The sequence below is a fragment of the Amycolatopsis bullii genome, from assembly GCF_014654205.1.
GTDB classification, from domain to species: domain Bacteria; phylum Actinomycetota; class Actinomycetes; order Mycobacteriales; family Pseudonocardiaceae; genus Amycolatopsis; species Amycolatopsis plumensis.
The window spans coordinates 19337-39052 of record NZ_BNAW01000011.1; the positions used below are offsets into that span (position 1 = coordinate 19337).

The 19716-nt window shown below is 72.8% G+C and carries 20 protein-coding genes; 12 read left to right on the forward strand and 8 right to left on the reverse strand.

Features of this window, described 5'->3' with window-relative positions; translation table 11 throughout:
* Window positions 1-49: 49 nt before the first annotated feature.
* Window positions 50-1447, forward strand: a complete 1398-nt coding sequence (locus tag IE317_RS15505; RefSeq protein ID WP_191310576.1) for a Dyp-type peroxidase — start codon at window positions 50-52, stop codon at window positions 1445-1447.
* 42 nt (window positions 1448-1489) lie between these two features.
* On the opposite strand, the gene IE317_RS15510 is transcribed toward IE317_RS15505, so the two are convergent.
* Window positions 1490-2386 carry an ROK family protein gene (locus IE317_RS15510; RefSeq protein WP_191310835.1) on the reverse strand — a complete coding sequence of 299 codons (897 nt, stop codon included), beginning with the start codon at window positions 2384-2386 and terminating at the stop codon, window positions 1490-1492.
* Window positions 2387-2578: 192 nt separating this feature from the next.
* Between IE317_RS15510 and IE317_RS15515 the strand changes: the two genes are divergently transcribed.
* Together IE317_RS15515 and IE317_RS15520 are read left to right on the forward strand one after the other, a co-directional pair.
* Entirely contained in the window at window positions 2579-2788 is a 210-nt protein-coding gene (locus tag IE317_RS15515) for a CbtB domain-containing protein (protein ID WP_191310578.1), read from the forward strand.
* An 18-nt stretch (window positions 2789-2806) separates the two neighbouring features.
* Window positions 2807-3562: a CbtA family protein gene (locus tag IE317_RS15520; protein ID WP_191310580.1), complete on the forward strand. Its 756-nt coding sequence runs from the start codon at window positions 2807-2809 to the stop codon at window positions 3560-3562.
* A 219-nt stretch (window positions 3563-3781) separates the two neighbouring features.
* On the opposite strand, the gene IE317_RS15525 is transcribed toward IE317_RS15520, so the two are convergent.
* Window positions 3782-5263 (reverse strand): cobyric acid synthase, encoded by a 1482-nt coding sequence (locus IE317_RS15525; RefSeq protein ID WP_191310583.1) that lies wholly within the window; start codon window positions 5261-5263, stop codon window positions 3782-3784.
* 340 nt (window positions 5264-5603) lie between these two features.
* Window positions 5604-6581 (reverse strand): cobalamin biosynthesis protein, encoded by a 978-nt coding sequence (locus IE317_RS15530; protein WP_191310585.1) that lies wholly within the window; start codon window positions 6579-6581, stop codon window positions 5604-5606.
* Between the two features lie 36 nt (window positions 6582-6617).
* On the opposite strand from IE317_RS15530, the gene IE317_RS15535 reads away from it, so the two are divergent.
* The 4 genes from IE317_RS15535 (at window position 6618) to IE317_RS15550 (ending at window position 9939) form a co-directional block, all read left to right on the forward strand.
* Window positions 6618-7259 carry a bifunctional adenosylcobinamide kinase/adenosylcobinamide-phosphate guanylyltransferase gene (locus tag IE317_RS15535; protein WP_191310587.1) on the forward strand — a complete coding sequence of 214 codons (642 nt, stop codon included), beginning with the start codon at window positions 6618-6620 and terminating at the stop codon, window positions 7257-7259.
* 12 nt (window positions 7260-7271) lie between these two features.
* Window positions 7272-8285 carry a nicotinate-nucleotide--dimethylbenzimidazole phosphoribosyltransferase gene (gene cobT / locus IE317_RS15540; protein ID WP_191310589.1) on the forward strand — a complete coding sequence of 338 codons (1014 nt, stop codon included), beginning with the start codon at window positions 7272-7274 and terminating at the stop codon, window positions 8283-8285.
* The gene (locus IE317_RS15545) at window positions 8282-9025 is read left to right on the forward strand and encodes an adenosylcobinamide-GDP ribazoletransferase (protein WP_229902720.1); all 744 of its coding nucleotides are present in this window, start codon (window positions 8282-8284) and stop codon (window positions 9023-9025) included. Before cobT ends, IE317_RS15545 begins: the two co-directional genes overlap by 4 nt.
* A gap of 227 nt (window positions 9026-9252) precedes the next feature.
* On the forward strand, window positions 9253-9939 hold the full coding sequence (locus IE317_RS15550) for a helix-turn-helix transcriptional regulator (RefSeq protein WP_229902721.1): 687 nt from the start codon (window positions 9253-9255) through the stop codon (window positions 9937-9939).
* On the opposite strand, the gene IE317_RS15555 is transcribed toward IE317_RS15550, so the two are convergent.
* From IE317_RS15555 to IE317_RS15575, 5 genes are all read right to left on the reverse strand, one after another.
* Entirely contained in the window at window positions 9923-10279 is a 357-nt protein-coding gene (locus IE317_RS15555; RefSeq protein ID WP_191310593.1) for a VOC family protein, read from the reverse strand. The genes IE317_RS15550 and IE317_RS15555 overlap by 17 nt on opposite strands.
* 82 nt (window positions 10280-10361) lie before the next feature.
* On the reverse strand, window positions 10362-11378 hold the full coding sequence (cobC, locus tag IE317_RS15560) for an Rv2231c family pyridoxal phosphate-dependent protein CobC (protein WP_191310595.1): 1017 nt from the start codon (window positions 11376-11378) through the stop codon (window positions 10362-10364).
* Window positions 11371-12702 (reverse strand): cobyrinate a,c-diamide synthase, encoded by a 1332-nt coding sequence (locus IE317_RS15565; protein WP_191310597.1) that lies wholly within the window; start codon window positions 12700-12702, stop codon window positions 11371-11373. Before IE317_RS15565 ends, cobC begins: the two co-directional genes overlap by 8 nt.
* Window positions 12696-13310, reverse strand: coding sequence for a cob(I)yrinic acid a,c-diamide adenosyltransferase (gene cobO / locus IE317_RS15570; protein ID WP_191310599.1), 615 nt, complete (start codon window positions 13308-13310; stop codon window positions 12696-12698). The genes IE317_RS15565 and cobO overlap by 7 nt, the downstream gene beginning before the upstream one ends.
* A complete protein-coding gene (locus IE317_RS15575; RefSeq protein ID WP_191310601.1) occupies window positions 13310-15256 on the reverse strand; it encodes a putative cobaltochelatase in 1947 nt (648 codons plus the stop codon). The genes cobO and IE317_RS15575 overlap by 1 nt, the downstream gene beginning before the upstream one ends.
* 68 nt (window positions 15257-15324) lie before the next feature.
* Between IE317_RS15575 and cbiE the strand changes: the two genes are divergently transcribed.
* Genes cbiE through bluB form a run of 5 tightly spaced genes read left to right on the forward strand, consistent with a single transcriptional unit; the run spans window position 15325 to window position 19699 of the window.
* A complete protein-coding gene (gene cbiE / locus IE317_RS15580; RefSeq protein WP_191310603.1) occupies window positions 15325-16500 on the forward strand; it encodes a precorrin-6y C5,15-methyltransferase (decarboxylating) subunit CbiE in 1176 nt (391 codons plus the stop codon).
* 52 nt (window positions 16501-16552) lie between these two features.
* A complete protein-coding gene (gene cobM, locus IE317_RS15585) occupies window positions 16553-17314 on the forward strand; it encodes a precorrin-4 C(11)-methyltransferase (RefSeq protein WP_191310605.1) in 762 nt (253 codons plus the stop codon).
* A complete protein-coding gene (locus IE317_RS15590; protein ID WP_191310607.1) occupies window positions 17311-18327 on the forward strand; it encodes a Gfo/Idh/MocA family protein in 1017 nt (338 codons plus the stop codon). Before cobM ends, IE317_RS15590 begins: the two co-directional genes overlap by 4 nt.
* Window positions 18324-19043, forward strand: a complete 720-nt coding sequence (locus IE317_RS15595) for a cobalt-precorrin-6A reductase (RefSeq protein ID WP_191310608.1) — start codon at window positions 18324-18326, stop codon at window positions 19041-19043. Before IE317_RS15590 ends, IE317_RS15595 begins: the two co-directional genes overlap by 4 nt.
* The gene (gene bluB, locus IE317_RS15600; protein ID WP_191310609.1) at window positions 19040-19699 is read left to right on the forward strand and encodes a 5,6-dimethylbenzimidazole synthase; all 660 of its coding nucleotides are present in this window, start codon (window positions 19040-19042) and stop codon (window positions 19697-19699) included. The genes IE317_RS15595 and bluB overlap by 4 nt, the downstream gene beginning before the upstream one ends.
* Window positions 19700-19716 lie beyond the last annotated feature (17 nt).

Here is a 19716-nt window from a genome sequence, read left to right on the forward strand (position 1 = left end):
CGGGTGCCCGCCGAGAGGCGGGCTTTTTTTCACACGGGAGGGGACCCGAATGAGTGTCGATCTGTCCACCACGCTGTCCTGGACCACGGCGTCCGGCGATGCCGCGACGATGCTCGGCGAACTGCAGCCGAACATCCTCAAAGCCCACGTCCGCGACCATTTGTCCGCTTTGTTCCTCGCCTTCGGCGACGCGGCGGAGGCGCGCGCCTTTCTCGTCTCGGTCACCGGGAAGATGAAGTCCGCCAAGGCACACCTCGACGAAGTGAGTGCGTTCAAGGCCGGCACCGGGAGCAGCACGCCGTACGTCGGCGTCGGGCTCACCGCGGCCGGCTACCGCGTTCTCGGCGTCGAGAACTTCCCGCAGGACGAGGCGTTCCTGCGTGGAATGGCCGCGCCGGACACGCGGCGCCGGCTGAACGACCCGCCGCGGTCGACGTTCGATCCGGGCTACCGCGCGGAAATCCACGCCGTCGTACTGGTCGGGGACGCCACGGACAAAGCGATGACGGCCCGCCGCAACGAAATCCTCGACCTGCTGCCGGATTCGGCCACCGTGCTCGCGGAGGAAACCGGCCTCGGCCGGGTCAACGCGCGCGGCGAGGGCATCGAGCACTTCGGGTACGTCGACGGCCGCAGCCAGCCGCTGTTCCTCACCGAAGACGTCGATGCGGAGAAGAACAACACCGACGGCATCAACGTGTGGAATCCGGCGGCACCGCTGGCGCAGGTGCTGGTTCCCGACACCGCGGCCCCGGATCCGGGCGTGCATTTCGGCAGCTATTTCGTTTTCCGCAAACTGGAGCAGAACGTCCGGCGGTTCAAGCAGGCCGAAGCGGATCTGGCCGACACGCTCGGCCTCACCGGCGAGGACCGCGAACGCGCCGGGGCGATGATCATCGGCCGGTTCGAAGACGGCACGCCGCTGACCACCCAGCGGGAAGACGGCGCGGAAAGCCCGGTGTCGAACAACTTCACCTACGACAGCGACCGCGCCGCGCTGAAGTGCCCGTTCCAGGCGCACATCCGCAAGACGAACCCGCGCGGTTCCGGCGGCGCCGAAGACCCGGCCGCCGAGCGGCTCCACCTGATGGCCCGCCGGGGCGTCACCTACGGGGAGCGCCCGGACGACCCGAACGCCGACGTGCCGCCCGCGGCGCGGCCGAGCGGCGGGGTCGGGCTGCTGTTCATGGCCTTCAACTCGGTACTGGGCAACCAGTTCGAGTTCACGCAGGCGATCTGGGCGGACAACCCGGGCTTCCCGATCGTCGACGGCGTCACACCGGGGCTGGACCCGGTGATCGGCCAGGGCGAGCGCGGCGCGTCGGAGTACACCGTGGACTGGGGCGGCTCGGCGCAGCGGACGGCCGGCCCGGCGCCACAGGCGGTGACGCTGCGCGGCGGCGAGTACTTCTTCATGCCGTCGCTGGCCTTCCTGCGCGCCCTCTGACCACCGGCGAAGGCCACCAGGGGGTGGTGGCCTTCGCCGGTTTCAGGCTCGGAGCAGGTCGAGGGCCAGCAACCCGGCGCCGAGCCGCCCGGCCTCGTCGCCCAGCTCGGCGATCCGCAGCTCCGGCATCTTCTGGAAGGTCAGGTGCGCGGCCAGCCACTCGCGCACCGGCTCCAGCACGTAGTCGGCCGCGGTGAACAGGCCGCCACCCAGCACGATCACCTCCGGGCCGAGCAGCGTCAGCAGCGTCCGGATCCCGTGGCCGAGCCCGTCGAGCGCGTCCTGGACGACGGCGACCGCGACTTCGTCACCGCGGCGGGCCAGCTCGACGACTTCGCGCGCGCCGTCGGCCGGGCGCCCGGTGCGCTCGGTGTAGCGGCGAGCGATCGCGGCCGCCGACGAGATGGCCTCCAGGCAGCCGGTCGCGCCGCAGCCGCACTTGCCGGCGTGGCCGACGTCGATGTGCCCGACCTCGCCGGCCTGCCCGTGCGCGCGGTGGATCCGGCCGTCGAGCAGCAGCGCGGCGGCGATCCCGGTGCCGACGGGGATGAACGCCGCGTTCGTCGCGCCCCGCCCGGCCCCCACCCGGAACTCGGCGATGCCGCCGGCGGTGACGTCGTGCCCGAAGGCCACCGGCAGCCCGAGCCGCTCTTCCAGGAGTTCGCCGAAGTGGACTTCGCGCCAGTCGAGGTTGGCCGAGAAGTGGCAGACGCGGGTTTCCTCGTCGACGATCCCCGGCACCACCACCCCGACCGCCGCCGGCTGCCCGGTGCCCGCCTGCTCGGCCAGCGCGGCCACGATCTCCACGGTCTGCGCGGCGAGCGCCGTCCCGTCCGCGCTGCGGGCCGTCTCCGCGCGCAGTGCCGCCTTGGGCTGCAGCTGCTCGTCGAGCAACGCGGCCTTGATCGTCGTCCCGCCCACATCGAGGGCGGCCACCATTCGAGTCACCGCGGCATTGTCACATTGACGGGCCCCGAAAGGGGGACCTACGCTCAACCGGCCAGACGAGGAGATTCCGGAACGCGGTGCAAGTCCGCGCGGTCGCGCCACTGTGACCCCCGCCAGGGGGAAGCCAGACCCGGATCCTCGTGACCGACCCCGATGAGGCCGCGAAAGCCCGAGGAGGCCACCATGACCCAGACGGCAGCTCCCGCCGTTCCGCTCCCGATCCGCATCCCGATCCGTGAGATCGTGCCGTGGGCGGTGTTCGTGGCGCTCCTCGCGCTGATCGCGCTCTACTTCGTCAGCGCCGAACAAGGCGCGTTCGCGGTCTTCGCGAACAACTACGTCCACGAGTTCGTGCACGACGGCCGGCACCTGCTGGCCTTCCCCTGCCACTGATCGGCGGCACGCGCTCCCATGATGAAGACCTTGCTGGTCCGCGGCATGCTCGCGGGCCTGATCGCCGGTGTGCTCGCGTTCGGGTTCGCCTACGCCTTCGGTGAGCCGTCGGTGAACGCCGCCATCGGGCTCGAGTCCGGCGACGGCCACGCGCACTCCCACTCCCACGACGCATCGGCCCCTGCTCCTGCTGCGGAAGAGGAAGAGCTGGTCCCTCGGGACATCCAGAGCACCCTCGGCCTGCTGACCGGCGTGCTGGTGTACGGCGTCGCGATCGGCGGGCTGCTGTCGCTGGCCTTCGCGTTCGCCCAGGGACGGCTCGGCGCGCTGCGCCCGCGCGTGACGGCGCTGCTGCTCACGGCGGGCGCGTTCGCCGTGGTGTTCCTGGTGCCGTTCCTGAAGTACCCGGCCAACCCGCCCGCGGTGGGCCAGCCGGGCACGATCGGCTCCCGGACCGAGCTGTACTTCGGCTTCGTCGCGGTCTCCCTGCTGGTGGGCATCTTCGCCACGGTGTTCGGCCGCAAGCTCGCGGACCGCGTCGGAGCGTGGAACGGCTTCCTCCTCGCGGCGGCGGGCTACCTGGTGGTGATCGGCGTCGTGGCGTGGCTGATGCCGGCGGTCGACGAGGTCCCGGCGACGTTCCCGGCCTCGACGCTGTGGAGCTTCCGCACGGCGTCGGTCGGCACCCAGGTGACGTTGTGGCTGGCGCTGGGCCTGGCGTTCGGCGCGTTCGCGGAGAAGGCGCTGAACCGGCGGGCCACGGTCGCCGCCTGAGTTCTTCGGGGTCACGGCGATGCTGGGGGTGGGCTTCGGCATCACCGCGCTGGTCCAGCTCCACCGGACCGGCGGACGCGGCCGCGGCGGGCCATCGGCGACATCGCCGCGGTCGCGGTGTGATCCGAGTGACAGCGGCGCTCCTGACCCCGTCGAGAAGCGAAGCAACAGCCCTTCCTCCCGCCTCGCCGAGGCGGGCCGGGCGCCCCGCCCGGCCCGCTAAGGCGCGCCGGGCGGGACGAACGGCAGGTCCGGTGGGGCGCCGTGCTCCAGGAGCGTCCGCAGCGCTGCCGTGTCCAGGTGCTCGTCGACCGCGTCCGCCAGCTTGTCCAGCATTTCCTCGCGCAGCTCGCCGAAGCCCGGTGCGTCCGGCGCCGGCGCCCACCCGGCCCCCGCCTGCGCCGCCGCTTCGGTGAGCCACGCGCGGCGGAAGGCGTCGTTCTCGAACGCGCCGTGCCACATCGTGCCCCAGACCGCTCCGGCGCGCTGACCGTCCAGAAAGGACTCGCCTGGGCTCGTGGTGGTCACCGAGCCGTGGTGGATCTCGTAGGCGTGCACCGGATGCCCTCGCCAGGTTCCCGTCGGCCTGGCGAGCACCTTCTCCGCGGCGAACGTCACCCGGCCGGGCAGCAGGCCGAGGCCCGCAACCTCGCCCGCCCCGGACTCGACCTCGTCCACAATGGACTCGGTGAGCACCTGGTAGCCGCCGCAGATGCCGAGGACCGGGCGCCCTGCGGCGGCGCGGGCCGTCACCGCCGTGTCGAGACCGCGGTCCCGCAGCCAGGCCAGGTCGGAAACGGTGGCGCGCGACCCGGGCAGCACCACGACATCCGCCGCCGCCACGACGTCGGGGTCGGCGGTGAGCGTCACCGTGACCCCGGGTTCCGCGGCCAGCGCGTCGACATCGGTGGCGTTGGACGCGCGCGGGAACCGGACGACCGCCACACCGAGGCCACCGCCGCGCGTTTCGCGGCGCCAGCCCGCCACGGCGAGGGCGTCCTCCGAGTCGATCCACACCCGGTCCAGCCACGGCAGCACGCCCAGCACCGGCCGGCCGGTGACCTTCTCGAGGCTGTCGAGGCCCGGCCGCAGCAATCCGACGTCGCCGCGGAACTTGTTGACCACCCAGCCGGCGACCAGGGCCTGGTCCTCGGCGGAGAGCAGCGCGAGGGTGCCGAACATCGCTGCGAGCACGCCGCCGCGGTCGATGTCGCCGACGACCAGCACCGGCAGCCCGAACCGCCGCGCGAGCCCCATGTTGACGTAGTCGCCGCCGCGCAGGTTGATCTCCGCCGGGCTCCCGGCGCCTTCGCAGACGACGACGTCGTAGCGCGCGCTGAGGTCCTCGAAGGCCCCGAAGGCGATCTCGGCCAGCCCGGCCCGGCCGGTGGCGTACTCCCCCGCTTCGAGCGTGCCGAACGGCTTCCCGAGCGCGACGACGTGGCTGCGCCGATCACTGCCCGGCTTGAGCAGCACCGGATTCATCGCGGCTTCGGGTTCCACCCCGGCGGCGCGCGCCTGCACCCACTGGGCGCGGCCGATCTCGGCCCCGTCGGCGCAGACCATGGAGTTGTTCGACATGTTCTGCGCCTTGAACGGCGCCACCCGCACCCCCCGGCGCGCAAGCCACCGGCAGATCCCGGCGGTGACCAGGCTCTTCCCGGCATCGGACGTCGTCCCGGCGACGAGCAACCCGCTCATCGCCGGTTGTCCACAGCCAGGCCGGTACCGGCGGAGTTGTCCACAGATCGCCGAACGGCGGTTCCGCCCCGCCGGGGGCCGATAGACTGGACAGGGGCCGCCCCCCGGGGAGTGGTGGGGGTGTAGGTACGGCGCAGGGACTTGCCGTCCACGGCGATCGCTGGTGCGGAATCTGCGGCGCTGCTGCTGGTGCTCCAGGCGCTGATCGCAGCGTCGAGGTCGTCGCCATCGAACGAGTGCCGGACTCCGCGCTTCCGCGGATCAGGCACCACAGTGAGGTAGCCACGCAGGTCAGCAGGCACGGCTCCCTCACAGTTCATGGGCTTCGACAACCACATGATCACCACCGGAAGCCCTGCCTGCCGGCAACGACACGACTTTGACGACCACTGTCCCAGAGGGCGATGGCGGCGGCGAGGGCGACCGCGGCCGCGCCCACCAGCCGGGAGAGGCGCACCGCGCGCCTCAGGTCCGCCGGCTCCGGTTCCCGGCCTTCGCCGAGGCGAGCCCGGCTCTCCAGCTCGCCGCCGTAGCTGTTCGTGCCGCCGAGGCGGATGTCCAGCGCTCCCGCGAAGGCCGCTTCCACCTGGCCCGCGTTGGGGCTCGGGTGCCGGCCGCCGTCGCGGCGCCACACCCGCCAGGACTCCCGCGCCCGGCCGCCCGCGCACAGCGCCGTGAGCGCCGCCCCGATTCGCGAGGGCACCAGGTTGACCACGTCGTCGGCGCGCGCCGCGGCCCAGCCGAAGTTGCGGTAACGCGGTGAGCGGTAGCCGACCATGGCGTCGAGCGTGTTGAGCGCGCGGTAGCCGAGGAGGCCCGGCATCCCGGCGACCGCGCCCCAGAACAGGGGCGCGACCACGGCGTCCGAAGTGTTCTCGGCGATCGACTCGGTGGCCGCGCGGGTCAGTTCGGCGGAGTCGAGGGTTGTCGCGTCGCGCGCGCAGAGGTGCGAGAGCCTTTTACGCGCTTCGGGCACTTCGCCCGCTTCGAGCAGGCGGGCCATTTCGGTCCCTTCGGCGGCGAGGCCGCGTCCGCCGAGCACAACCCACGTGGACGCGGCAGTGAGCAAGAAGCGCGCGAAGGGACGTCGCCGCGTCGCCGTCTGAAGCGCGACACCGAGGCCGACGGCCGCGGATGTGCACAGCGCTGCGTGCGCGGCTCCGCGCGGCTTCGAATCAACCCACAGACGGTGTTCCAGACGAGCCGCGGCGGTACCGAACAAGGCGACCGGATGGCCCGTTCGGGGGTCACCGAACAGAGCGTCGGTTGCGTATCCGGTCACGAGTCCGGCCGCAGTTGTCCCTAGACGGAGTGGCACGTGGCGCACGGTAGCGCGTGCACCAGAATGCCGGGTATGACTGTGCCCAACGCCGCCTCCGCGAAGAAACGTACGTCGGCGGGGCTGACCCACCGGCTCGCCGGGTATCTCGAATCCCTGGCTCGTGCCCTCCGCCGGTACGGGCGCGACGAAAGCAAGGTGCTGGTCCTCGGCGGCGTCCGCTCGGGGAAGTCACGGCACGCCGAACGGCTCGTGGCCCACCACCCGCACCTCGTCTACGTCGCGCCCGGCCTGCCCGCGGGCGAGGACGACCCCGAGTGGGCCGCGCGGGTGGCCGCGCACCAGGCGCGGCGGCCGGCGAACTGGAAGACCGTCGAGACCACCGACCTGGCCGGCATCCTGCGCACGGCCACCGAGCCGCTGCTGATCGACTGCCTCGGCACCTGGCTGTCCCGCGTACTGGACGACGTCGGCGCGTGGCGGCAGAAGCCGGGCTGGGAGCACCGCCTCGACGACCGGCTCGAGGACTTCCTCGCCGCCTGGGCCGCGGCGCGGGTCCCGGTGGTCGCGGTGAGCAACGAGGTCGGCAGCGGTGTGGTGCCCGCAACGTCGTCCGGACGGCTGTTCCGTGATGTGCTGGGCGCACTCAACAACCGGGTGTCCGCCGACGCCGACCGGGTCGTGCTGGTCGTCGCGGGCCGGGCGCTCGACCTGTAGCAGGAGGCGCCCGTGTTCGACGTACCCGTGCCCGACCCCGCCGCCCGCACCGCCGCGCTGGAGCGGCTCGACGGCCTGGTCAAGCCGCTCGGCGCGCTGGGCAGGCTGGAGGAGATCGCGGCCTGGCTGTCCGCGGCGCACGGCACCGTGCCGCCGCGCCCGCTGGACGACGTCCGCGTGGTGGTCTTCGCGGGCGACCACGGCGTGTCGGCGCTCTCGGCGTACCCGCGCGAGGTGACCGGGGCGATGGTGCGGGTGTTCCTGGCCGGCAAAAGCGGCGTGAACGTGCTGGCCGCCCAGGTCGGGGCCAAGGTGCGGGTGGCCGACATCGCCGTCGACTGGGACGGCGAAGACGTGCCCGCCTCGGTGACGGCGCACAAGATCCGCCGCGGTTCCGGCTCGATCGACGTCGAGGACGCGTTGCTGCCGGGCGAGGCGCAGGCGGCGTTCGAAGCGGGCCGGGCGATCGCCCTGGAGGAGCGCGAGGCGGACGTGCTGATCCCGGGCGACATGGGCATCGGCAACACGGCGATGTGCGCGGCGGTGGTGGCGGCTTCCCTCGGGCTGCCGGCCGCGGAGGTGGTCGGCACGGGCACCGGGGTCGACGCGGCCGGACTGGAGCGCAAGACGGCGGCGATCGCGGCGGCGTTGACCCGGGCGGCGGGCCGGACGGACGACCCGTTCGAGAGGCTGACCGCACTGGGCAGCGCCTGCCTCGCGGCGACGGCGGGCTTCCTGGTCCAGGCGGCGGTGCTGGGCATCCCGGTGCTGCTGGACGGGGTGTTCTCCGGCGCGGCGGCGCTGGTGGCCCGGGACATCGCGCCGGGCGCGGAGCAGTGGTGGCTGGCCGGGCACCGCTCGACGGAACCTTCGCAGGCGTTCGCGTTGAAAGCACTGGGACTGGAGCCGATCCTGGACTTCGGCCTGCGGCTCGGCGAAGGCAGCGGAGCGGTCCAGGCGGTCCCGACGCTGCGAGCGGCCCGCGCGATCCTGGCCGACATGGGACTGCTGGCCGACCTGGCATGAGCCGGTGGGGCGATGCCGTGCGGATGGCCGTCGGGACGCTGACCACCGTGCCGGTGCCCGCTCCGCGGGTCATCGACCGGGGTGTGGCCGGGCGGGCCATGCTGCTCGCTCCTCTCGCCGCGCTTCCGCTGGCCGCTGCCGCCGGGGTGATCGTCTGGGCCGGTTCGGCCGTCGGGTTGCCGTCGCCGGCCACCGCCGCGCTCGCCCTCGGTGCCGTCGCGCTCGGCAGCCGGGGGCTGCACCTCGACGGGCTCGCCGACACCGCCGACGGCCTAGGTGCGTCCTACGACCGCGCCAAGGCCCTCGACGTCATGCGCCGCGGGGACTCCGGGCCCACCGGGGTGGCCACTCTCGTCCTGGTCCTCCTCGTTCAGGTCGGTGCCCTAACGGCCGCCCATCCCGTCACGGCGGCCGCGGGCGTGCTCGTCGGCCGGTGCACGCTGTCCATGGCGTGCGCGCGGGGCGTTCCGATGGCGCGCCCGGAGGGGCTCGGTGCCACCGTTGCGGGCTCGGTGCCCCGAGTCGCCGCGATTGCCGTCGGCGTCGCCGCGGCGGGGCTCGCCGTGCTGCTGCCCGGGCTGCCGTGGTGGCGCGGGCCGGTCGCGGTCGGCCTGGCCTACGCCGTCGCCGGCGCGCTCCTGTGGCGGTGCACCAAACGGCTCGGCGGCATTACCGGCGACGTTCTCGGTGCCGGTGTCGAAGCCGCCGTCGCGGCCGCTTTGCTCGCGCTGTCAGCCTAGGCCCGGTGCCCGGTGCCCGGCGGCCGAGACGGGCTGGCCGCCCCGCGTCGGCGGCGGCCGCGATCGTGCTCCTGGCCGGGGTGATCGTCATCGTTGCGGCCATCTCGCCCGAGGAGCCCGTACCACCGCCAACCCGTACCAGGAAGGCACGACCGGGCTCCGCGGTGTTCCACGACCACCTCGCCAAGTGACCGAAACTGTCATACCTCCTCCTTACAGTGATCCGCGTGAACCGGACCGATCGTCTCTACGGCATCGTCGAAGAACTTCGCGCCGTCGCGCCGCGGCCACGCAGCGCGCGCTGGCTCGCGAACCGATTCGAGGTCAGCGTGCGCACCGTCGAACGGGACATCAGCGCCCTGCAGCAGTCCGGCACGCCGATCTACGCCGAGCCCGGCCGCACCGGCGGCTACTGCCTCGACAAGGCGCACACGATGCCACCGGTCAACCTGACACCCGGCGAGGCGGTGGCCATGGCGCTCGCGCTGAGACACCTGGAGGGCACTCCCTTCCGCGCCGAAGGCCGCTCGGCATTGCGCAAGCTGGTCGCCGCGATGCGGCAGGAGGACTCGGCTGCGGCGAAGAACCTCGCCGCCTGTGTCCTCCTGCTCGGCGACGGTCCCATCCCGCCGATGCCGCACGTGCTCCACATCCGCCGCGTCCTGCGGCTGCGGTACACCGACCGCGAAGGCACCGTCACCCGGCGGGAGATCGAGCCGCTCGGCTACGTCGGCAAGCCCGAGCACTGGTACCTCATCGCCTGGTGCCGGCTGCGGCAGGAGATCCGGGCGTTCCGCACCGACCGCATCGTCTCCTTCACCGCGACCGCCGAGATCCCGCCCCGTCGCCAGTTGCGGCCCGAGGACCTCGACATCCCGCACGGCGACGTCCACCAGCTCACTTTGGCGGGGTGAACACGGAGAAGTGGTTGCCCGCCGGGTCGAGCAGGTGCGCGAACGTCACGCCGACCGGGTTGACGCTCGGTGGCCGTCGCACCCGCCCGCCGGCTTTCTCGACCTGGCGGCAGGTGGCGTCGACGTCCTCGACCAGCACGGTGAAGACCGCGTAGTTCTCCCGGCCGGTGAACAGGCCGCCGCGTGAGCCGCCGGTGTCGATGACGCGGTAGGCGGCGTCGGTGCTCGCCGTGTCGTCCTGCGCGACCTTCCAGCCGAAGACGTCGCCGTAGAACCGTTCGGCGGCCGCCGGATCGTCGGTACCGATTTCGAACCAGGCGACGTCGTTGAACCCGGGCATTGTCGTTCCTCTCGCTGCCACGCCGGGCGTTTCCCGGCTTTGCCCAGTTTCGGCGGCGGTAGCGACAACCCCCTGTCGGTGTTTAGCGAACTTCCCGAAATGCGGCCAGGAACGCGTCGGTGGTCGCCCGGTCGCGCACCGCCAGCCGCAGGTGGTCCGGGCCGAGGCCGGGGAACGTGTCCCCGCGCCGCACCGCGTAGCCCGCCTCTCGCAGACGCATCCGCACGGAGGCGCCCTCGGGAACGCGCACCAGCACGAACGGGCCACGCGGATCGCCCAGCACGTCGATGCCCGAAGCAGCCAAGCCGGACACGAGGTATTCGCGGTCCGCTTCCGCCGCCACCGCCAGCTTTTCCGCTTCTTCCAGGGCAGACGGGCGGCAGCACGCAACGGTCGCCACACCGGCCAAAGTGGACACCGACCACGGCACCTGCACCGCCCGCAGCCGCTCGACGACGTCCGCCGGAGCGAGCACGTACCCCGCCCGGAGCCCGGCCAGGCCCCACGTCTTCGTCAGGCTGCGCAGCACGACGACCCCCGGATGACCGGCAGCCAGGCTCTCGGCTTCGCCGGGGACCGCGTCCAGGAACGCCTCGTCCACCACGAGCAGCCGCCCGGGCCGGGCCAAGGAACGCAGGACCGAAGCCGGGTGAAGCACCGAGGTCGGATTCGTCGGGTTGCCGACGAACACCAGGTCGGCGTCGGCGGGCACCAGGCCGGGGTCCAGCACGAACCCGTCCGCTTCGGACAGGATCACCCGCGAAACCGGGTGGCCCGCTGTCCGCAGCGCGGCCTCCGGTTCGGTGAACTGCGGGTGCACGACCACCGGGCGAAGCGGCCGGAAAGCCGCGGCCAGCAGGGTGAAGGCTTCCGCAGCACCGGCCGTGACCAGCACTTCCGACGAAGTACGGCCGTGGCGCGCGGCCACCGCCGCCACCGCATCCACAGTGGACGGATAGGCGGCCAGCGAATCCAACGCGGACGCGAGTTCGTCCCGCAGCCAGGCAGGCGGCCGCGGCAACCGGACGTTCACCGCCAGATCGACCAGCCCCGGCCCGACCTCGCGATCGCCGTGGTGGTGCAGGTCGTACTCAGGCATGGGCCCGGACCCGCGCCGCGAACCGCTGAGCAAGCTCGGGATACCCCGCCCAGTGAACGTGCAGGTAGGACGCGTGCAGGGTCGGCGACGCGAAGCCGTCGAGCTGCCTGTCCCAGCCCCAGGCCGCCGAGGCGCCGTGCGACGGCGTCACCTCGGTGCGGTGGAACTCGTGCCCGGTGACGCGCTGACCGGCCGTCGCCAGCAGGTTGTCCTCGACGGCGACCGCGCGGCGGTAGCCGAGCTTGCCGCGCGCGGTCATCTTGGCGTCCGCGGGCACCGCGCCGACCATGGGCACCCCGTCCAGCGACTGGCACAGGTACAGCAGGCCCGCGCACTCCGCGCTCACCGGCATCCCGGCTCGGATGGCCGAAGCCACTTCATGACGCAACGCCGTGTTCGCCGACAGTTCCGCCGCGTGCACCTCGGGGAACCCGCCCCCGAAATACAGCCCGGCACAGCCATCGGGCAGAGCTTGATCCCGCAATGGATCGACGTCCACGACTTCGACACCGCAAGCCGCCAGCAGCTCGATGTTCTCGGTGTACCGGAAGGTGAACGCCGGACCGCCGGCGGCGGCAATCGTCACCGGTGGACCATCCACACCGGACGGCTCCCACGGCGGCGCCGAAAGCCGAGGTGCCGCGGAAGCGATCCGGACGATCGCTTCGAGATCGACGCCGTCCCGCACCCACGCGGCGAGCGCGGGCAGCACGTGCTGCGCCTCCGCGGCCCGTTCCGCCGCCGGGACGAGCCCGAGGTGCCGGCTCGGCGCGTGGACCTCTTCGTTGCGGTACAACGCCCCCAGCAGCGGGACACCGGTGGCTTCCAGCGCGGACGCGATCTCGTCGCGGTGGCGCTGCGAGCCGAGCTTGTTGAGGATGACGCCGGCCAGCCGCACGCGGTTGTCGTAGTGGGCGAAGCCGAGCACGGTCGCGGCGACGCTTCGGGAGGCTGCCGACGCGTCGACGACCAGCACCACCGGCGCGTCCAACACCCGGGCCACGTGGGCGGTCGAGGCGTAGCCCTCGGTGCCCAGCGCCCCGTCGAACAGGCCCATCACGCCTTCGATCACGGCGATGTCGGCGCCGTGGGAGCCGTGCCGCAGCAACGGAACCAACCGCTCTTCACCCTGCAGGAACGGGTCCAGGTTGCGCGCGGGACGTCCGGTGGCCAGCGCGTGGTAGCTCGGATCGATGAAGTCCGGCCCGACCTTGTGCCCGGAGACGCGGTGGCCGGCCGCGCGCAGCGCCGCCATCAGCCCGGCGGCGATCGTGGTCTTGCCGTGCCCCGAACCGGGCGCGGCGACGACCACCCGCGCTACCACTCGATCCCCCGCTGGCCCTTCTGGCCGGTGTCCATCGGGTGCTTGACCTTGGTCATCTCGGCCACCAGGTCGGCGGCCTCGACCAGTTCCGGCGGCGCGTACCGGCCGGTGATGACGACGTGCTGGTGCCCGGGCCGGTCGACCAAAGTGGACACGACGTCGTCCACTTCGAGCCAGCCCCACTTGAGCAGGTAGGAGAACTCGTCGAGGACGTAGAAGTCGTGCGTCTCGGCGGCGAGCCGGCGCTTGATCTCCGCCCAGCCCTCACGGGCGTTCGCCGCGTGGTCCTCGTCGGTGCCGGACTTGCGCGCCCAGCTCCAGCCCTCGCCCATCTTGTGCCACTCGACCGGTCCGCCCTGGCCGGTGTCCTCGTGCAGCTTCCCCAACGCCTTGAACGCGGCTTCTTCGCCGACGCGCCACTTCGCCGACTTGACGAACTGGAACACACCGATCGACCAGCCCTGGTTCCAGGCCCTCAGCGCCATCCCGAAGGCGGCCGTCGACTTGCCCTTCATCTCGCCGGTGTGCACGGCGAGCAGCGGCCGGTTGCGGCGCTGGCGCGTGGTCAGGCCGTCTGCCGGTACCACCGACGGTTTTCCCTGCGGCATCAGGCGGCCCTTCCGGTCCGGGCGCGGACGGCGTCCGCCAGCGATTCGGCGGCGACGTCGGCGAGGGGCACGTGTTCCGCGCCGAGGTGGGCGGCGAGGTCGGCGGCCAGGCCGAGCCGCATCTTGCCGCTCTCGCAGTCCATGACGATCGTCGTGACGCCGGTGAGCAATCCGGCCGCGGCCTGGGCGCGCGCGACGGCGTCGGGCCCGCTGGTGGCGCGGCCGTCGGTGACGACGACGAGCAGCGGACGGCGCCGGGGGTCGCGGATTTCCTCGACGCGCAGCACGCGCGCCGCCTCCAGGAGCCCTTCGGCGAGGGGCGTCCGGCCGCCGGTCGGCAGGCCTTCGAGGCGGGACGCGGCCGCGTCGACGCTGATCGTCGGCGGCAGCGCGAGCTCGGCGGCCTGGCCGCGGAAGGTGACGAGCCCGACCTTGTCGCGGCGTTGGTAAGCGTCGAGCAGCAGGGACAGGACCGCGGACTTGACCTCGCGCATCCGCGCCTTCGCGCCCATCGAGCCCGACGCGTCCACGCAGAACAGGACGAGGTTGCCTTCGCGGCCTTCGCGCAGTGCGTAACGGACGTCTTCCGGCCGCAGCTTCAGGCCGGCGCCGTCACGGCCGCGGGCTTTCTGGTGCGGGGCCGCGGCTTTCACGGTCGCGACGAGGTGTGGCCGGCCTTCGCGGACGCTGGCGGGCTGGACGCCGATGGTCCGGCCGCTGTCGGTGATCGCACGCGAACGGCGTCCGCGCTCGCCTTCGCCCATGCCCTTGACGCGGAAGACGCGGGCCTTGAACGTCTCGCCGGCGCCGACGGTGTTCTGCTGGCCACCGCTGGGTTTCGGTTCGCCCTGGGGTGCGTTTTCGCTGCCCTGCGGCGGCTCGGGCGCTTCCGGCGGCTCCGACCCGGAGCCGGGGCCGTCGTCCTCGGGTCCGGGGTCCGGCTGGGCGTCCTGGAGTGCCTGCTCCAGCTGCTCTTCGGAGATGCCCGGCGCGTCGAACGGGTTGCGGCGCCGCCGGTGCGGCAGCGCGAGCCGCGCGGCGACGCGGACGTCCTCGGTGGTCACCTCGTCGCGGCCGGACCAGGCCGCGTGCGCGACCGCCGTCCGCGCGGTGACGATGTCCGCGCGCATACCGTCGACCTCGAAGGACGCGCAGACCTCGGCGATCTGGCGCAGGGCTTCGTCGGGCAGCTTGACCGCGGGAAGAAGCCGTTGGGCCGCTTCGATGTCCGCGGCGAGCTGGGCGTCTTCGCCGGCGTACTGCGCGGCGAAGGCGTCGGGATCGGCTTCGTAGGCCAGGCGACGGCGGACGACTTCGACGCGCTGCTCCGGATCGCGGCTGGAGGCGACCTCGACGGTCAGCCCGAACCGGTCCAGCAGCTGCGGCCGCAGTTCGCCTTCTTCGGGGTTCATGGTGCCGATCAGGACGAACCGGGCCGCGTGCGAGACCGAGACGCCTTCGCGTTCCACGGTCGCGCGGCCCATCGCGGCGGCGTCCAGGAGCGTGTCGACGAGGTGATCGTGCAGGAGGTTGACCTCGTCGACGTAGAGGAGGCCGCGGTGCGCGGCGGCCAGGAGGCCGGGCTGGAAGTCCGTGATGCCTTCGGCGAGCGCGCGTTCCAGGTGCAGGCTGCCGATGACGCGGTCTTCGGCCGCGCCGACGGGCAGTTCGACCAGCTTCGCGGGCCGCCGGTGGCTCGTGGCGCCGTCGTGCGGGCCGTCCGGGCAGAGCGGGTCGGGCGCCGCGGGATCGCAGGAGAACCGGCAGCCGTCGACGACGTCCACGCCGGGCAGCAGGCCCGCGAGCGCGCGGACCATGGTCGACTTCGCGGTGCCCTTTTCGCCGCGCACCAGCACCCCGCCGACGGCGGGCGAGATCGAGGACAGGACCAGCGCCAGGCGCAGGTCCGGCAACCCGACGACGGCGGTGAACGGGTACGGCTTCAACAGCGCTCCTCCAGCTCGGCGACCGGCCGATCATCGCACAGCGCATGCCTCGCTTAGGGTGGGAAATCGTGCGCGAAGAATCACGTCGATCCGCGGGCTCCGCGAACCGCCTGACCGTGGTCGGGATCGGGGCCGACGGCTGGCCCGGCCTGTCGGAACCGGCGAAGGCCGCGGTGCTCGCCGCCGACGTCGTGCTGGGTGCGCCCCGGCAGCTGGGGTACCTGCCGGAGGAGGTCCCGGCGCAGGCGTGGCCGACGCCGTTGCTGCCAGGGCTGGACGCGGTGATCGCCGAGCACGAAGGCGCCCGGATCTGCGTCCTGGCCAGCGGAGATCCGTTTTTGTCGGGGGTGGGTGCCACACTGGTGGCCCATGGATACGAGGTCGAGGCGCTGCCCGCGCTCTCCTCGGTGACACTGGCCCGGGCACGGCTGGGCTGGTCCGCCGAGGAGACCGAGGTGGTCACCATCGTCGGCCGGTCGTCGGCCCGCGTCGCCCGGGTACTGGCGCCGCGCCGGCGAGTGCTCGTCCTGGGTGCCGACGCGCCCGCTTTGCGCTCCCTGCTCACCGTGCGGGGTTATGGCGAGAGCGAGCTGATCGCGTTGGAGAACCTGGGCGGGCCGGACGAGCGCATCTCCGACGGCTGGGCCGGCGATCCCGGACCGCTGACGGTGTTCGCGCTGGAGTGCACGGGCCCGGCGTTGCCGCTGATCGGCATCCCGGACGACGTGTACGCCCACGACGGGCAGCTGACCAAGCGCGACCTCCGAGTGTCGGCGCTGGCCCGCCTCGCGCCGAGTCCCGGCGAGCTGTTGTGGGACGTCGGCGCGGGCGCGGGCAGCGTCGGCATCGAGTGGTCACGGCTGCACGGGCTGAACCGTGCGGTCGCGATCGAACGCTCCGCGGAGCGGGCCGAGCGGATCGGCCGGAACGCAGTGGACCTGGGAGTACCGGAACTGGAGGTGGTGGCGGGGGAAGCACCGGAAGCGCTGAGCGCGCTGCCCGCACCGGACGCGGTCTTCATCGGAGGCGGCGTGACGGCGCCGGGCGTACTGGACGCGTGCGTGGCCACCGGAGCTCGGGTGGTGGCGCACGGGGTGACGCTGGAGGCCGAGCAGGTCCTGGCGCGGGCGTACGAGGAGCATGGCGGGGAGCTGCTGCGGATCGGTGTGGAGAAGGCGGCGCCGCTGGGCGGCTTCACGGGCTGGACGCCGGCTCGGGTTGTGACGCAGTGGAGCAGCCGATGACCGGGCCGCGGGCGACGGCGTGTGGCGGCGGTCCGGCTCCGCGGAGCAGCCGATGACCGTGCACTTCATCGGCGCCGGGCCCGGGGCCGCCGACCTCATCACCGTTCGGGGCCGGGACCTGCTCGCCCGCTGCGGCGTCTGCCTCTACCCCGGCAGCATGACGCCACCCGACCTGCTCGCCTACTGCCCGCCCGGGGCCGAGCTCGTCGACACGGCGAACCTCAGCCTCGAGCAGATCGTGGCGAAGCTGGTCGAGGCGCACCGCTCCGGGCAGGAGGTCGCCCGGCTGTGCTCGGGGGATCCGTCGCTCTACAGCGCCGTCGCCGAGCAGGTGCGGCGGCTCGACGCGGCGGGTGTCCCCTATGAGATCGTCCCCGGCGTGCCGGCCTTCGCCGCTTCGGCCGCCGCGCTGAAGCGGGAGCTCACCGTGCCCGAAATCGGGCAGAGCCTGGTGATCACCCGGGTGCAGGCGCGCTCCACCAAGATGCCGCCCGGGGAGACCCTCGCCGCCTTCGCCGCGACCGGGGCCACGCTCGCGCTGCACCTCGCCATCAACCACGTCGAGCGGGTGGCCGACGAGCTGACACCGCACTACGGCGCGGAGTGTCCCGTCGCCGTCGTCGCGCTGGCGAGCCAGCCCGGGGAAACCGTCGTGCGGGGGGTGCTCGGCGAGCTGCCCGCGCTCGTGCGCGACGCCGGGATGACGCGCGCGGCCACCATCTTCGTCGGGCGGGTGCTCGCCGCCACGAACTTTCCCGACAGCTTCCTCTACTCGAGTGCCCGTGACCGGGCGAACCAACCGGAGTCGTTGTGACGGAACTGCGCTGGGGCCTGCTGGCCGCCGGGACGATCGCCGCCCACTTCGCCGCGGGCGTCGACGAGAGCAAACACGGTGTGCTCGGCGCCGTCGCGGCGCGGAACGCCGAGCGGGCGCGGGAATTCGCCACGCGCTTCGACATCCCGAAGGCCTACGGCAGCTACGAAGAGCTCCTCGCGGACCCGGACGTCGACGCCGTGTACGTCTCGACACCGCACGCAATGCACAAGCAGTGGGCCATCGCCGCCGCCGAGGCCGGGAAGCACGTGCTGTGCGAGAAGCCGTTGACGATCACCGCGGCCGACGCCGAGGAGGTCATCGCCGCTGCCCGGGCGAACGACGTCTTCCTGATGGAGGCGTTCATGTACCGGCTGCACCCGCAGACGCGGCGGCTGACCGAGCTGATCTCCTCCGGCGCCATCGGGGAGGTCCGTGCGGTGGACACGACCTTCTCCTTCGACAGCAACCCGGAGGAGACCGCCCGGCTGAGCGACCCGGCGCTCGGGGGCGGCGGGATCCTGGACGTCGGCTGCTACTGCACGTCGCTGGCCCGGCTGGTCGCGCAGGCCGCGACCGGGCAGGACGTCGTCGAGCCGTCCGAGGTCAGCGGGATGGCGCACCTGTCCGCCACCGGCGTCGACGAGTGGGCGACCGGCCTGCTGCGCCTGCCCGGCGACATCCTCGCGACGATCGCCTGCGGGATCCGGCTCACCCGCGAGGACGGCATCCGCGTCTTCGGCTCGGGCGGGCAGATCCACATCCCGCAGCCGGCGTGGATCCACCCGCTGCGCAAGCCCGGCGTCTCGCAGATCATCCTGACGCCGGCCGGCGGCGAGCCGGAGGTCATCGAGGTCGAAGCCACCCAGAGCGTCTTCGCGCGCGAAGCGGACCATGTCGCCGCGCACGTCGAAGACCGGCAGGCGCCCGAACTGACCTGGGCGGAAACCCTCGCCAACCTGCGCACGCTGGACCGGTGGCGCGAGGCCGTCGGCTACGGACGTTCCTCGTGATCCTCATCCTCGGCGGGACCGGCGAAGCCCGGCAGCTCGCCGAAGCCCTGGAAGCGCGCGAAGTCCGCGTTGTCTCTTCGCTGGCGGGGCGAGTCGCACGGCCGAGGCTGCCCGTCGGCGAAGTACGCGTAGGCGGCTTCGGCGGCCCGGACGGTCTCGCGCGGTACCTGCGCGAGAACCACATCGACGCCGTAGTCGACGCCACGCACCCCTTCGCCGAGCGCATCGGCGCAAACGCGGCGAAAGCGGCCGAACTGACGCAAACACCGCTGCTGCGGCTCGCGCGGCCGGGCTGGCAAGCAGGCCCGCGAGACGTCTGGCACTGGGCCGACGACCTCGCCGATGCCGCCCGGCAGCTCCCCGGCCTGGGTAAACGTGTCTTCCTCACCAGCGGCCGCCAGGGCCTCCCGGCTTTCGCGCACCTCGACGACCTGTGGTTCCTGATCCGCTGCGTCGACCCGCCCGAGCCGCCGCTGCCGCGGCACCACGAACTCCTCCTCGCCCGCGGACCGTACGAGGTGGCCGCCGAGCGGGCGCTGCTCGACCGGGTCGACGTCCTGGTCACCAAGGACTCCGGCGGCGCGCAGACCAGCGCGAAGCTGACGGTGGCCCGCGAACTCGGCAAGCCCGTCGTGGTGGTCCGGCGGCCGCCGCGGCCGGCCACGGAGACCGCCGAAACCGTCCCCGAAGCCGTCGAATGGGTCCTGCACCGATGATCGATGAGTTCTACGACGTCCTGCGCAAGCGGCGGGACGTCCGCGGCGAGTTCACCGGCGAGCCGATCCCCGAAGCCACGCTGACGCGGATCCTCGAGGCCGCGCACGCCGCACCGAGCGTCGGGCTCACCCAGCCGTGGGACTTCGTGCTGGTCGACGACGTCGCGACGCGCGAGAAGTTCGCCAAGCACGTCCACGACGAGCGTGAAATCTTCGCCGGGCAGCTCGGCGAAGACCGCGCGAGCACCTTCGCGAACATCAAAATCGAGGGCATCCTCGAGTCGAGCCTCGGCATCGTCGTCACCTACGACCCGGCGCGTGGCGCGCCCGACGTGCTGGGCAGGCACGCCATCGCCGACGCCGGCCTCTACTCGGTGTGCCTGGCCATCCAGAACCTCTGGCTCGCCGCGACCGCCGAAGGCCTCGGTGTGGGCTGGGTCAGCTTCTACCGCGAGCCGTTCCTGCGCGAGCTGCTCGGCATCCCGGACGGCGTCCGGCCGGTGGCGTGGCTCTGCGCGGGGCCGGTCAGCAGGCTGGAGGCCGTGCCGGACCTGGAGCGCCACGGTTGGCGCAGCCGCCGTCCCCTGTCCGCGGCGATACACCACGGGCGGTTCACCCCGCGTGACCCGGGGGCTGCGTCAGCCGCCGACCTCTGACCCGTTAGCGTTGCGCC